The organism is Arthrobacter sp. AK01 (assembly GCF_021109375.1).
Classification (GTDB): domain Bacteria; phylum Actinomycetota; class Actinomycetes; order Actinomycetales; family Micrococcaceae; genus Arthrobacter.
Window position 1 is genome coordinate 56,028 of record NZ_JAJOHP010000013.1, and the last position, 13,870, is coordinate 69,897.

General features: G+C 63.8%; 15 protein-coding genes. 8 read left to right on the plus strand and 7 right to left on the minus strand.

Features of this window, described 5'->3' with window-relative positions:
- Window positions 1–92 precede the first annotated feature (92 nt).
- Both LN996_RS06485 and LN996_RS06490 read left to right on the plus strand, forming a co-directional pair.
- Window positions 93–566 carry a hypothetical protein gene (locus LN996_RS06485; protein ID WP_231339612.1) on the plus strand — a complete coding sequence of 158 codons (474 nt, stop codon included), beginning with the start codon at window positions 93–95 and terminating at the stop codon, window positions 564–566.
- Between the two features lie 12 nt (window positions 567–578).
- Window positions 579–2,660 carry a multicopper oxidase family protein gene (locus tag LN996_RS06490; protein ID WP_231339613.1) on the plus strand — a complete coding sequence of 694 codons (2,082 nt, stop codon included), beginning with the start codon at window positions 579–581 and terminating at the stop codon, window positions 2,658–2,660.
- 22 nt (window positions 2,661–2,682) lie between these two features.
- Here the strand turns inward: LN996_RS06490 and LN996_RS06495 are convergent, their stop codons facing one another.
- Entirely contained in the window at window positions 2,683–2,907 is a 225-nt protein-coding gene (locus LN996_RS06495) for a hypothetical protein (protein ID WP_231339614.1), read from the minus strand.
- A gap of 69 nt (window positions 2,908–2,976) precedes the next feature.
- Entirely contained in the window at window positions 2,977–3,900 is a 924-nt protein-coding gene (locus LN996_RS06500) for a LysR family transcriptional regulator ArgP (RefSeq protein ID WP_231339615.1), read from the minus strand.
- A gap of 68 nt (window positions 3,901–3,968) precedes the next feature.
- On the opposite strand from LN996_RS06500, the gene LN996_RS06505 reads away from it, so the two are divergent.
- The 4 genes from LN996_RS06505 (at window position 3,969) to LN996_RS06520 (ending at window position 7,347) form a co-directional block, all read left to right on the plus strand.
- The gene (locus LN996_RS06505; RefSeq protein WP_231339616.1) at window positions 3,969–4,604 is read left to right on the plus strand and encodes a LysE/ArgO family amino acid transporter; all 636 of its coding nucleotides are present in this window, start codon (window positions 3,969–3,971) and stop codon (window positions 4,602–4,604) included.
- 101 nt (window positions 4,605–4,705) lie between these two features.
- Window positions 4,706–5,416: a response regulator transcription factor gene (locus LN996_RS06510; protein WP_026543233.1), complete on the plus strand. Its 711-nt coding sequence runs from the start codon at window positions 4,706–4,708 to the stop codon at window positions 5,414–5,416.
- Between the two features lie 2 nt (window positions 5,417–5,418).
- Window positions 5,419–6,885, plus strand: a complete 1,467-nt coding sequence (locus tag LN996_RS06515) for a cell wall metabolism sensor histidine kinase WalK (protein ID WP_231339617.1) — start codon at window positions 5,419–5,421, stop codon at window positions 6,883–6,885.
- Window positions 6,886–7,056: 171 nt separating this feature from the next.
- Window positions 7,057–7,347, plus strand: a complete 291-nt coding sequence (locus tag LN996_RS06520) for a WXG100 family type VII secretion target (RefSeq protein WP_231339618.1) — start codon at window positions 7,057–7,059, stop codon at window positions 7,345–7,347.
- A gap of 133 nt (window positions 7,348–7,480) precedes the next feature.
- On the opposite strand, the gene LN996_RS06525 is transcribed toward LN996_RS06520, so the two are convergent.
- The 5 genes from LN996_RS06525 to LN996_RS06545 form a co-directional block, all read right to left on the minus strand.
- A complete protein-coding gene (locus LN996_RS06525) occupies window positions 7,481–8,548 on the minus strand; it encodes an RNase H family protein (protein WP_231339619.1) in 1,068 nt (355 codons plus the stop codon).
- Window positions 8,549–8,685: 137 nt separating this feature from the next.
- Entirely contained in the window at window positions 8,686–10,311 is a 1,626-nt protein-coding gene (gene groL / locus LN996_RS06530) for a chaperonin GroEL (RefSeq protein ID WP_091465695.1), read from the minus strand.
- Between the two features lie 315 nt (window positions 10,312–10,626).
- Window positions 10,627–10,830 carry a cold-shock protein gene (locus LN996_RS06535; RefSeq protein ID WP_011773737.1) on the minus strand — a complete coding sequence of 68 codons (204 nt, stop codon included), beginning with the start codon at window positions 10,828–10,830 and terminating at the stop codon, window positions 10,627–10,629.
- A gap of 172 nt (window positions 10,831–11,002) precedes the next feature.
- Entirely contained in the window at window positions 11,003–11,611 is a 609-nt protein-coding gene (locus LN996_RS06540) for a LytR C-terminal domain-containing protein (RefSeq protein WP_231339620.1), read from the minus strand.
- A gap of 49 nt (window positions 11,612–11,660) precedes the next feature.
- Entirely contained in the window at window positions 11,661–11,996 is a 336-nt protein-coding gene (locus LN996_RS06545; protein WP_374110786.1) for a DUF3263 domain-containing protein, read from the minus strand.
- A 106-nt stretch (window positions 11,997–12,102) separates the two neighbouring features.
- Between LN996_RS06545 and LN996_RS06550 the strand changes: the two genes are divergently transcribed.
- Entirely contained in the window at window positions 12,103–12,873 is a 771-nt protein-coding gene (locus LN996_RS06550; RefSeq protein WP_231339634.1) for a uracil-DNA glycosylase, read from the plus strand.
- A gap of 141 nt (window positions 12,874–13,014) precedes the next feature.
- Complete coding sequence (locus tag LN996_RS06555; protein ID WP_231339621.1) at window positions 13,015–13,854, plus strand: siderophore-interacting protein; 840 nt, start codon at window positions 13,015–13,017, stop codon at window positions 13,852–13,854.
- Window positions 13,855–13,870 lie beyond the last annotated feature (16 nt).

Genomic DNA, 13,870 nt, shown 5'->3' on the forward strand with positions numbered 1-13,870 from the left:
CCAGCCGTCGGCGGTGGGGGAAGCCCGCAGCCAGGGAGCCGGCGGTTTGAAGGCCTAGAAGAATCTGCGAATTTCCACCAGAGGATTCCCCCATGCGCAAAGCCCTCCTGGTCCTCTCCGCGATCGTCCTGCTGTCAGCACTCGCGCAGTTGTTCTTCGCGGGATATTTCCACTTCCAAAACACCATCGAAGCCCAGCGTGAAGCGGGCGTCTTCCACGCGGCGAACGGACAGTACGTCCTCCGCTATTCAGCGCTTCTGGCCGCCATCGTCGCTGCCATTGCCCGGGTTGGATCCCGGACAATCTGGCTGGCGGCAGGCATTTTCCTGCTGACGTGGCTCCAATTGTTCATCTTCATCATCGGCGGCATGCTGACTGGTTCCTCACCGGAATTCATCACACCGGCAGGCTCATGGGTTGTCTCGATCCACCCCATCGTCGGCGTATTGATGATTTTCATGTCCTACTGGCTCTTTAACCGCGCCAGGGCGGCAGCCCTCAACCCGCAGCCGCTGCCTCCCAAGGCCGCGTCCTCGGATGCTTCCACCTCGCCCACAACGGCCTGACTGCCGGCAGCTGTGAGCACCTCGCAGCTGCTCGCGGTGGACCTTGTGCTTGCCGTCCTCGCGGCCGGCGCATGGATCACCGCGGTCTGGTTGGCCGTCGCCTCAACGACGTCCAGTGCCGACCGCAATCCAGCCACGACCCGGGTAACCGGCCTGGCGCTGCTGTTGGTATGTGCCGCCGTCGTGCTGACGGCGGCGCGTTACGCCCTGCTTCCAGCTTTGGTGGCCGGCAGTTGGTGGTTTGCCAGCGAACGCACAACCATCAACCTGCCTCTGACCGCCATCCCCGCGGCTTGGGCCGCGATGGCCGGTGTTCCGTTCTTGCTGAGGAGACGGAACACCGGCTTCAAACCTGGCAGGCCGGGAGATTCGGCACGGTCCAGGGAGTGGGCAATACTGGCCATGGTCGCAGCCGCGGCGTCGGCCGTAGCGTCGCTGGCATTGACGTTCATCCTGGGCCCGTTCCCGGCTCCGTGGAGCATCGCGGTGCTCCTGTCCATGGTGGTGTTGGCGGTGCTCTTGGCCAAACTGGCGCTGTTCACGCCCGGACGCGCTGCCCGGACAGGACGCGGTGCTGTCCCGTCAGGAAGGCGTCCGACGGCGGTTGCCGCAGTCGCCGGACTCATGGCGTGTACCGCTTTGGGCTCCGGAGTCTTTGCCTGGCTTGGGAGCCGGTCCGCCGACGGCGCGGTGATCGCGGCCGCCGTCGGACATCACGACGGCGGCGAGGCCGCTGCTGTTGCGGACCCGACACCGGTAACCAGCCTGCTGGGTGAATCCCCTGCCGATGCCGTGGTCCGGCACTACGAACTGACGGCCCGGGTGGAACAGGTGACGTTGCCGTCCGGCCAGGGCACCGAGGCTTGGACGTTTGGCAGCCTTCCCGGCCCAGCCTTGGAAGCCCAGCTGGGTGAGGTGATGGAGGTGGTACTCAAGAACCGCGATGTGGCGGCCGGTGTCACCCTGCACTGGCACGGGTACGACGTCCCCAATGCCATGGACGGAGTGGCCGGAGCAACCCAGGACGCCGTGATGCCCGGGCAGTCCATGACTTATCGCTTTACTGCAGCACAGTCGGGTACCTACTGGTACCACACCCACCAGGATTCGGCCGAGGGGGTCCGCAAGGGCCTCTACGGCACATTCGTCGTGCACGACCCAACGTTGCCCCGTGCTGAAACGGACATCGTAGTGGCCGGTCACGACCTCAGCGGTCTGGGGTTGCTGGGCTCCTCAGACCGCAGCAGTGTGTACCCGGCCCCGCCAGGTACAAGCGTGAGGATGCGCCTCATCAATACCGATTCCCTGCCGCAGCGCTACCTTGTGGAGGGCACGACCTTCAAGGCGGTGGCGATGGACGGAACCGAGGTGAATCAGCCCGAAGACGTGTCCGGCAAGGTGGTACGCCTCGGGGCCGGTGGACGGGTGGACATCTCTTTCACCATGCCGGACAAGGCCGTGGCCCTACGCTCAGATGCTGCTTCCAGCGCCGTTGTGGTGGTTGCTCCATCGGGTGCCCCCGGGGCCGGCGCGGCGGCGGCTCCGGTAGACGTCCCTGGGAAAGCTCCGCCGGGAGTCTTCAACACCACCCCTGCGCTGGACCTGCTGGAATATGGCAAACCGTTGGTCGGGACAAGGGCTGGTTCAGACGGCGCTGCCATCACCCGCGAAGAGATAATTGTCCTGGACCGGCAATTCCGATTTGTTAATGGCATTCCGCGCTACGCCTTTACAGTCAACGGTGCCGCTTATCCGTTGGTGCCATCCATGGACGTAGCGCTCGGGGACACCGTGAAAGTGACGGTGGTGAACCGCACCGCCGACCCGCATCCGATGCATCCCCACGGCCACCATGTCCAGGTGCTCAGCAGGAACGGCGTTGCGCCCAGTGGCTCGCCGCTCGTCCTGGACACCGTGGATGTCCTGCCAGGGGAAGTGTGGGAGTTGCTGCTCCACGCTGACAACCCCGGAATCTGGATGGACCACTGCCACAATCTGGATCATGCTGCCGAAGGAATGATGATGCTGCTGAAGTACCAGGGTGTGTCATCGCCGTTCGTCCACGGGGGCCATTCGCACAACCGGCCCGAGTAGCGTGGCCGGATGTGCTTGGTGCCTAGGCAACCATCCGGCTGGTGTGCTGGACCTTGACGTGGTCCACCACGGCCCAGCAATCCTCGTCGCGGAGCTGGGCACTGGCGAAGCGCTCGGCCGCCGCGAGGTCGTGGAAGTCCTCACGCCGGACCCGGCCCGTTTCGCTGTCCAGGTAGGTCACGTGAAACTCGATGTCTTCGGAGAGCTGACGGTGGTGGATGCTCACTGGTGCTGCTGTGTTTGCCATGATTTAAGTGTGGAACGGGGCACTGACATTATTGGAAGCATCCTTGGGCGTGTTCGGATTTAGCCGCTTTCAGGGTTTGGTGAGGTACCGGCCGGACACCTCACGCACCGTATCGCTCAGTACGTCCAGCACCCTGGAAGCTGTCTTCCATCGCTGCCAGTAAAGCGGCACATCGAAGGGCCTCTCCGGGGCCAGCTCAACCAGCCTGCCGTCGGCTATGTCCGGTCCGCACTGGACTTCAGGGATCAAGCCCCACCCCAGGCCAAGCCGGATCGCGTCGCCGAAATCATGCGAGGCCGGCACGTAGTGCCGAGGCCCCCGCCGCTCAGGCACAGGATCTCCCGAGGCGTCGGGCCACGAGCGCACGAAGGCCCACTGGTAGGTATCCTTGCGGTCGAAATCCACTGTGGGCGCAGTGTTGAGTGCGGCCCGGTCCAAACCGTCCGGAAAATCCGGGAACCACCTCTCCAGGTAGCCCGGCGCTGCCACTGCGCGGTATCGCATGACGCCCAGGCTTTCCACGCGACACCCTTGCACGGGCTCGGGGGTTGCCGTCACGGCAGCCATCACAGTCCCGGACCGCAGCAACGACGTGGAGTGCTGCTCGTCGTCCCGGTGGAGGTCGAAAGTGACGTTGAGATCACCGGGCACGTGGGCAAGCGCCTGGAGGAACCACACAGCCAGCGAGTCCGCGTTGACCACGATCGGAACGGCACGTTGCGCACCGTCAGTGCCCAGCCCGAGCTCCCGGCCTGCGTCGGCCTCCAGTTGGGCTACCTGGCGGGCCAGCCGGAGAACCACTTCGCCTGCTTCGGTGGCCTGCGCAGGGTTGCTGCGTTGCAGCAGCACCCGACCCGCTGATTGTTCCAGCGACTTCAACCGCTGCGACACCGCAGAGGGGGTGATGTGAAGCAGGCGCGCTGCCGAATCCAGCGTCCCCTCGGAGAGGACTGTGGCGAAGGTCAGCAATTGCTCGGAGGGAAACTGTGGCATAAGGAGATCTTACGTGGCATCAGAATCATTAGCTGGCCTAAAGTTTGCTTCGACCGTAGTTTCAAAGAGTGACCTACACCGACTTCTTCCACTCCGCAGGCCTCGGCCTGGCCACAGGCCTGGCCCTCATCGTCGCCATTGGCGCACAGAACGCGTTCGTGCTGCGACAAGGCATCCGTGGCGAGCACATCCTTCCCGTCGTGGCCGTCTGCGCATTGTCCGACGCCGTGCTGATCGCTGCCGGTGTCCTCGGCACCGGCGCCCTGATTACGGCAGCCCCTGCCGCCGTCGTCGTACTCCGCTACATTGGCGCCACATTCCTGGTGACGTACGGATTGCTGGCCGCCCGGCGGGCACTGCGTCCGCAGTCGCTGACTGCCAGCGAGGGAGCAGCCGACGACGGCGGTGCGAAACGCGGCCTAGCAGCGGCCGTCACCACCGTCCTTGCACTGACCTGGCTCAACCCGCACGTCTACCTGGATATCGCCCTTCTGGGTTCGATCGCCAGCGCCCAGGGCACTCAGCTGCAGTGGTGGTTTGGGGCCGGCGCGATGCTGGGCAGCATCCTGTGGTTTTGCTCGCTGGGCTTTGGTGCCCGGTTTCTCCGTGGCTTCTTCGCCCGGCCGTTGTCGTGGCGGTTCCTGGACGGCGGCATCGCCGTGACCATGGTGGCGCTGGGGGCTGGCCTCGCATTGGGTGCCTGAGCTGCGGCTCCGGGCAAGGTCGGACGACGCAACCCTGCCACGCAGTGCGCTCACATGCAGCGTCCAGAGAACTCCCAGTTTCTGGGAGCATCATGGATGTCATGAAAAAGAACGGCCCCGAAGCCAAGCTCCTTGTCGTCGATGACGAACCCAACATCCGCGAGCTGCTCTCCACGTCCCTGCGTTTTGCAGGTTTCGAGGTCGTTGCCGCGTCCAATGGTCGCGAAGCCCTCGCAGCAGCGGACCTCCATGCCCCCGACCTCGCCGTCCTGGACGTCATGCTCCCTGACATGGACGGCTTCACGGTGACGCGCCGCCTCCGTGCCGCGGGCAAGCACTTCCCCGTCTTGTTCCTCACGGCGAAGGATGACACCGAGGACAAAGTCACCGGCCTGACCGTCGGCGGCGACGACTATGTCACCAAACCCTTCAGCCTCGACGAAGTCGTGGCACGAATCCGGGCCGTCCTCCGCCGGACCCAGCCGCTGGAAGATGACGACGCCGTGATCCGCGTCGACGATCTTGAACTCGACGACGACGCCCACGAGGTCCGCCGCGGCGGAACCGTGATCGAGCTGTCCCCCACCGAATTCAAGCTCCTGCGCTACCTCATGCTGAACCCCAACCGGGTACTTTCCAAGGCCCAGATCCTGGACCACGTCTGGGAATACGACTTCAACGGTGACGCCTCGATCGTTGAGTCCTATATTTCCTACCTGCGCCGCAAAGTGGACATCGATCCCGATGCCGCTGCCCTGATCCAGACCAAGCGCGGCGTGGGCTACGTGCTGCGAACGGCAGAGAAGCGCTGACCTTGCTGCAACGCTGGAAATCGGCGTCCCTGCGGTCGCAGCTCGTCGCCATCATCATGGGCCTGCTCCTGCTGGCCCTGGCGGCGACGGGATCGGGCACGTTGACGCTCGTCAAGAGCTACCTGCAGGGCCAGGTGGACGACAAACTCAAAACAGCGGTCGCCCTGGCCCAACAGCAGGGTGGTTTCAACAATCTGTCCCGTCCGAACCCCACGGCGCCCAACGACTCCGCCGTGCCCACGGACTACTCGCTCACGCTGTATGTTCCCGGATTTGATCCTTACCAATTGGGCGGCAGCCAGACTGACCGTCCCGCGATTGCCGATATCAGCCTTGCTGAGGCGAAACAGCGCGGCAATACCCCGTTCCAGGTCAGGGGCACAGGCGGGACCGACTGGCGCGTAGTTGCCGTAGGGGTGGTGACCAATGATGGACAAAACGGCGTGGTCATCATCGGACTGCCGCTGACGCCAGTGGACAAGGTCATGGAACATGCCGTCCTGGTGGTGGTAGGCGTTGGCCTCTTGACCCTGGTGCTTGCCTTCTTCATCGCCACTTGGACCGTGGCCCGATCCTTCCGGCCCCTGGCCAAGGTGGAAAAGACGGCCGCGGCCATCGCAGCCGGTGACCTTTCCCGGCGTGTGGAAATCGACAATCCGCACACCGAAGTCGGACGGCTCGGCGGCTCCCTGAACGCCATGCTCGCGCACATTGAGGCCTCATTTGCGGCCCGCGCTGCTTCCGAGGGGCGGATGCGCCGCTTCGCAGCAGATGCTTCCCATGAACTGCGTACGCCCTTGGTGACCATCCGCGGCTTCTCTGAGCTCTACAGGCACGGCGCCCTGACCTCGCAGGAGGATGTGGCGATGGCGATGGGCAGGATCGAAAGCGAAGCCAAGCGCATGGGCTCCATGGTGGAGGACCTGTTGATGCTGGCCCGTCTGGACGAGCAGCGACCACTTCAGCTCAAGCCGGTGGACCTGCAACTCCTGGCCCACGATGCCATGGTGGACACCAAGGCCTCCTCCGGAGACCGGAGCATCACGCTTACAGGGCTCGACGGCGACTCCCCTTCCGCGGCTCCCGTCCACGGCGACGAAGCCAAGCTTCGGCAGGTTATCGGCAACCTGGTGGGCAATGCCCTCAGGTACACGCCGGAAGGTAGCCCGATTGAACTCGCTGTGGGTGTCCGGACCACCCCCGCCGGCTCAGTGTCGGTCGTGGAGATCCGCGATCACGGGCCCGGAATTCCGGAGACGGAAACCAACAAGATCTTCGAACGGTTCTACCGCGCGGATACTTCGCGGACCCGGGAAACCGGTGGCAGCGGACTCGGCCTTGCCATTGTTGCGGCGATTGTGGGCTCGCACAGCGGTACCGTGCGGGTTACGGAGACCGACGGCGGCGGCGCCACGTTGGTGGTCAGCCTTCCGTTCCGTGAGGAGCCGGCGGAGCTGGTTTCCCAGTAGCTCTGCCACCGGCCGACACTGCTGCCCTACGGGCAGTATTTCCACATAGCGGTGTTGTCCACATAGCGGCGAAGCTGTGTTTCGCGGTTGCTGTGCCCTGCCTAGGCTCGATGTTGTGGCCCACGCATCCCGCCGCAGCCTGCGGAACATCTTCGTCGAAAGGCAATACCCATGAGCGTCATCTCCGTCGATACCGAGTTGCTTCAGCTCAAATCGGCCAATGTCAAAGGAACCGTTGACCGCATCAGTTCCGATGTGTTGGCCATGACCCGTGGCTTGGAGGAACTCCAGACCACGTGGCGGGGGTCCGCAGCCACCAACTTTCAGTCCCTCGTCGTGGAATGGTCCCTCACTCAGAGCAAGGTCGAAGCCTCGCTCGCATCCATCACCATGGCACTGTCTTCAGCCGCCACAAGCTATTCGGAAGTGGAACAGGGCAACACCCAACGCTTCACATACTAGGCTTCCCGCCCATTGAGCTCCTGCGGGGCCGGTTGTCTTCCCCCTGTGCATCCCGGCCCTGCAGGTCATTCATCCAGAGTCCTTGGTTCTCCGCAGTCCTTAGTTCTCCACAGTGCTTAGTTCTCCACAGTCCCTAGTTCTCCACAGTCCCCTGGTGGAAGCGGAGCCGCCATTGACCGCGGTCCAGCATCCAGACAGAACTGCGAAGGGCGGACCCCGTATGGGCGAGGCTGCGGTAGTTCAGCAGGATGGTATTTTCGCTCAGGCGGTCGGCGCTGAGAAGTTCGAGCTCCGTGGGTTCACCCGGGTCCTCTTCCAGCGCCATCATCATGGCGTCCCGGGTCCAAAAACGGCCCGAGCTGCCTATCTCCGCGAAATCCGGGTGGAGCAGCACGCCAATCCGGCCGATGTCAGCCCGAACGTCGGGCCGGAGCAATTCCCGTTCCAAGGCGAGAACAGTGTCTTCAGCGGAGAGCTCCTGGGCCGAAGCTCCTTCGAGTTCACTGAAAAGGTCGGGCTGGCCAAAGATTCCGGACTCCCCAAAGAGGGTCGGCTCGAAATGGGGCCGGGGGCTGCGTTCAAACTTGGGGGAAGCTTTCGCTGCGGTGCCCGTAGAGGAGGCAGCCGCACCCGCGGGAACGGGCTCTGACGCACGGGGCTGAGTCCCTGCCTGAGTTGCTGTCTGCGTCTTGGCCTGCGCGGGGGTCTCTACTTGCCCGTGGCCCTGCCCCAGCGCGCCAGGGAACCCGGGCCCGGCCCGGTGCGCCACACCCTGCTGGTAGGCCGTGGCTACGGCGCGTGCACGCTCATCAGCGGCCTCGTTGAGGTCATGCCCGGCGTGCCCTTTGACCCATTCGAACGTGTATTTGCGGCCAACGATCGCCTGATCGATGTCTTTGAGCAGGTCCACGTTCAACACGGGTTTGCCGTCGGCCTTGCGCCAGCCTTTGCGCTTCCATCCCGGCATCCACTTGGTGACGCAGTTGATGACGTACTGGCTGTCGCAAAGAATCAGCAGTTCTTCCTCCGGCACGTGCGCCGTGGACCGGAACAGGTCCAGGACGGCCATGAGTTCACCCTGGTTGTTGGTGCCGTGCGGCCAGCCTCCTGCGCGCCAACAGGAGTCATCAACGTACCAGGCCCAACCGGCCGGCCCAGGATTGCCGAGGGCGGACCCGTCAGCGGCAGCAATAATCGTCATGCGTTAATCCTGCCAGACCCCACCGACACTGAAACCGTGATAGGCAGCAAAAACGGCGGCCCCCACCAAAAGGTGAGGACCGCCGTCGTTTGCTCTAAAGCGTGATGCTGGGCGCTGTATCGCTACAGCAAGGAGGCTTAGAAGCCGCCCATGCCGCCCATGTCGTCGCCGCCGGCAGCCGGAGCGTTCTTCTCAGGCTTGTCGGCAACTACGGCCTCGGTGGTCAGGAAGAGACCAGCGATGGAAGCAGCGTTCTGGAGAGCCGAGCGGGTGACCTTTACGGGGTCGTTGACGCCGGCAGCCAGAAGGTCTTCGTAGACGCCCGTGGCAGCGTTCAGGCCGTGGCCGGAAGGCAGGCCGCGAACCTTGTCCACCACAACGCCCGGCTCGAGGCCGGCGTTGAAGGCGATCTGCTTCAGCGGAGCGTCGATGGCAACCTTGACGATGTTGGCGCCGGTTGCTTCGTCGCCCTGCAGGTTCAGGTTGGCGAATGCCTTGGCACCAGCCTGGATGAGGGCAACGCCACCACCGGCGACGATGCCTTCTTCAACAGCAGCCTTGGCGTTGCGGACTGCGTCCTCAATGCGGTGCTTGCGTTCCTTGAGCTCAACTTCGGTTGCGGCACCGGCCTTGATGACTGCAACGCCGCCGGCCAGCTTGGCCAGGCGTTCCTGCAGCTTCTCGCGGTCGTAGTCGGAGTCGGAGTTTTCGATCTCGGCGCGGATCTGGGCCACACGGCCTGCGATCTGCTCGGCGTCGCCGGCACCTTCAACGATGGTGGTCTCGTCCTTGGTGACAACAACCTTGCGGGCGGTGCCGAGGAGTTCAAGGCCAGCGTTCTCGAGCTTGAGGCCAACTTCTTCGGAGATGACCTGGCCACCGGTGAGGATGGCGATGTCGGCGAGCTGGGCCTTGCGGCGGTCACCGAAGCCCGGAGCCTTGACGGCAACGGACTTGAAGGTGCCACGGATCTTGTTGACGATCAGGGTGGCCAGGGCCTCGCCCTCGATGTCTTCGGCGATGATCAGCAGCGGCTTGTTCGACTGCATGACCTTCTCCAGAACCGTGACGAGTTCCTTCACGTTGGAGATCTTGGAGTTGACGATCAGGATGTACGGGTCTTCGAGGACCGTTTCCTGGCGCTCTGCGTCGGTGACGAAGTAAGCGGAGATGTAGCCCTTGTCGAAGCGCATACCCTCGGTGAGCTCGAGCTCCAGGCCGAAGGTGTTGGACTCCTCGACCGTGATAACGCCTTCCTTGCCCACCTTGTCCAGGGCTTCGGCGATCAGGCTGCCGATTTCCGGGTCACCGGCGGAGATGGAAGCCGTGGCTGCGATCTCTTCCTTGGTTTCGATTTCCTTGGCGGAGGCCAGCAGTTCGCTGATGACTGCCTCAACGGCCTTCTCGATGCCGCGCTTGAGGGACAGCGGGTCGGCGCCGGCAGCTACGTTGCGGAGGCCTTCCTTCACCAGTGCCTGGGCGAGGACAGTTGCAGTGGTAGTACCGTCGCCAGCGACGTCATCCGTCTTCTTGGCAACTTCCTTGACCAGTTCTGCACCGATCTTCTCGTAAGGGTCGTCCAGCTCGATCTCCTTGGCGATGGAAACACCATCGTTGGTGATCGTGGGGGCGCCCCACTTCTTTTCGAGGACGACGTTGCGTCCACGCGGGCCGAGGGTGACCTTGACGGCGTCTGCGAGGATGTTCAGGCCCCGCTCGAGGCCGCGGCGTGCCTCTTCATCAAATGCAATGATCTTGGCCATAACGGCGGTAGTCCTTTCGGGACAGTCGTTAAGAAGGTACCTGTCAGATGGGGTGCCCGCGACGGACGGTTCTTCGCTTGCGGCCTATGTATGCCCCGCGCTCCGAACCTCACCCCACCAAGGTGTTTCTTGATCCTCCAGTGGTCCATGCGCCGTCCACCACCGGGGTTACCCGGGCCGGACTTAGCAGTCGAACCATAGGAGTGCTAAATCAATAATTAGCACTCGACCGGGGAGAGTGCAAGCAGGGACGCCACTTTGCTCTACATACACAGGGGGTTTCAGCCAATGGCTGACGGTGGCGTGCCGTGGGAGCTAGGCGACGCGTACACCTTCGGCCTGCGGGCCTTTCTGTCCCTCACCCAGTTCAAACTCAACCCGCTGGCCCTCTTCGAGGGCGCGGAAGCCATCCATCTGGATAGCTGACCAGTGTACAAAGACGTCGTCGCCGGATTCATCCACAGTGATGAAGCCGTAGCCTTTTTCGGCGTTGAACCATTTGACGGTTCCCAATGCCATGATGCCCACACTTTCGCAGTAGCCAAGTCCGGTTGCCGGGATCTCCGTACCGGAATTAATCCACTGTAACCACTGTCACTATCCCCGCGCTCCCATGCAAGGCGCGGGGGTGACTTTTGTTATTGAGGCTTAACCGAGTTTGGGCATTCGGAGCCCATCCGGGCCAGTTGGGCTACTGGAAGCCCGGCCCTGCCACAACTACCAAGGGCTGCTGGACCTCGGGAGATTCAACGATCGACTGGATACCCAGCAGGGCGCCCAAAGCCTCGGCGTTCACCTTCTGCTCCGGTGCGTTGTAGAAGATCACGGACGTCTGCTGCGGCAGGCCGCCCCAGTTGCCCACAGTGCTGAGCGTCCATCCGTCGGCCTCCACCAGGCCAGCAACACGGCCAGCCAACCCAGCGGTGCCGGCGCCGTTGTAGACCGCGACCGGCGTGGCCTTGTCCACGGGAGCCGAGGACGGCGTCGCGGATGGGCTATCGGACGGGGTCGGTTCGCCGGATGTGGCCGGGGCGCTGCTGGATTCGCTTGGTGTCGCTGAAGACGAGGCGTCAGTCTGCTGAGGTGCCGGCGTCGAGGCGCTGGGCGCGGCGCCGGGTGCCACGACGCCGAGGTTCGGAAGGACCAGGAAGGCCACCAATCCGAGGACCAAGGCCACCGCCCCAACAGTCAGGACCGGCCACAACGTGGGGCGCGCGGTCTCCTGGGCGTCGCGATGTACGCCCTGCCGGGATGTGTTCTGCGGAACCTGGTCGAATTCGTCCTTGGCATACTTGGTCATGGTGAAGCGTTGTCCTTGCTGGTTGCTGCTGACAGATCAGCCTGGCGATTTACGCGTCGGACCCCAAGCGACGTGCCGTCCGCGCACGCTGGCGGGACGTACGTAGTCTACGCAATCTCTTGACGAGCATGGGATCGTGGGCCAACGCGTCTTCGGTGTCAATCAACGCGTTCAGGATCTGGTAATAGTGTGTGGCCGAGAGATCGAACAGCTCACGGATGGCTTGTTCCTTGGCGCCGGCATACTTCCACCACTGCCGTTCCAGCGCCAGCATCTGCTGGTCCCGTTCGCTGAGCGGAGAGTCACTGCGTATCCCGGCCGCGAGGTCCTGGAGGTCAAAACCCGTTGCCTGCGGCGCCATCGGTTCCGGTGCTGGTTCTGCCACGGCACACTCCTTCGACGCTTGTTGGGGGAAAATGTCCTACCCCCATGTTATAGGCGAATAACAACGCTGTCATTCGCCGGGCCGGGGCGGCGCGGGAGACAATGGCCTGGTGAATGGCGAGGACGCACTCTTTGATCTAGAACCAGCAGATGCGGGCGAGGCTGGCTTCGCCGAGCTGCCTGACCGCCCACTCGAAGAACTGATGACCCCTGACTGGGCCGATGCGCTGCGCCCTGTCGAAGGCCATCTCCGCAGTGCGCTGGCTTTCGTAGCCACCCAAGCCACCAAGGGGACACAGGTCCTGCCTTCCGCCGAGAACCTTCTGCGGGCCTTCAAGCAACCGCTGGCCGACGTCAAAGTACTGATTCTGGGCCAGGACCCGTACCCCACCCCGGGACACGCCGTCGGGCTTTCCTTCGCAGTGTCGCGGCAAACGCGACCCATCCCGCGAAGCCTGGCCAACATCTACCGGGAACTTCACGACGACCTCGGCCTGCCGCCACGGGTCCATGGCGACCTCAGCGCTTGGACGGACCAAGGCGTCCTCCTGCTGAACCGCGTTCTCAGCGTCGCAGCCGGCGATGCCGGTTCACATCGCGGCAAGGGTTGGGAGGCCATCACGACGGCGGCAGTTACCGCCGTCGCCAACCGTACGGACGGCGCGGGGCGCCAGAGCCCGCTGGTGGCGATCTTGTGGGGCAAGGACGCCGAGGGCGTGGTTCCGTTGCTGGGTGGGGCGCCGTCGATCGTATCGGTCCATCCGAGTCCGCTCTCGGCGTCGCGGGGTTTCTTCGGTTCCAAGCCCTTCAGCCGCACCAACGAACTGCTGGTGGGGCAGGGTGCGGATCCCATCGACTGGGAACTGCCCGTCCTGTAGCCCGTCCACCAACCCCGCCCCAAAGCGACGATCTGTGAGAGGGGATGCGTCCCAAAGCGACGATCGGTGAGAGAGCGCCGGGGTTGTAACGTTCGACTCATACCCAGCGGACGTCCAGCGGATTAGCTTAGGCTTACCTATATGACTGCCCTCCCCGTCACATCGTCCGCCACACGCAAAACACGCCCGCAGGTCAACCTGACCGTCCTGCGCACCGAGCTCCTCTCACCGCATATGGTGCGGATCGTGGCAGGCGGGGCAGGATTCAGCGACTATGCGAACAACGAGTACGTGGATCGCTACGTCAAGATCGTCTTCCCTCAGCCGGGCGTCGATTACCAGTACCCGCTGGATTTGTGGGCCATCCGCGAAACCATGCCGCGCGATCAGTGGCCGCACACACGGACCTACACCATCCGCTGGGTAGATTTGGAAGCCCAGGAGCTGGCCATCGACTTCGTCGTCCATGGCGATGAAGGGCTGGCAGGGCCCTGGGCGGCTGCGGCCGAACCCGGCGATTCGCTGATCTTCACTGGCCCGGGCGGCGCCTACAACCCTGCCCCGGACGCCGACTGGTACCTCTTCGCCGGCGATGACGCCGCCATTCCCGCCATTGCGGCCTGTGTGGAAACCCTTGCGGCGGACGCCCGGGGCACGGTCTACCTCGAGGTGGATAGCGAAGCAGACATCCTTCCGATCTCCGCACCGGCCGGCGTCGAACTGCACTGGCTGCTGCGCAGCGGAGTGCCTGCAGGGGCCAGCGACCTCCTGCTCGAGGCCATGCGCAACACCGAGTGGCTGGACGGCCGCGTGGACGTCTTCGCCCACGGCGAGCGTGGCTACATGAAGGGTCTCCGCGAGATCTTCTTCGCACAGCGCGGCTTGGAGCGTTCCCAGGTCTCGCTGTCGGGCTACTGGGCCCAGGGCCGGGTGGAGGAAGTCTTCCAGGCCGAGAAGAAGCTTCCCGTCGGCCAAATCTAGATACAGGCCAAATCCA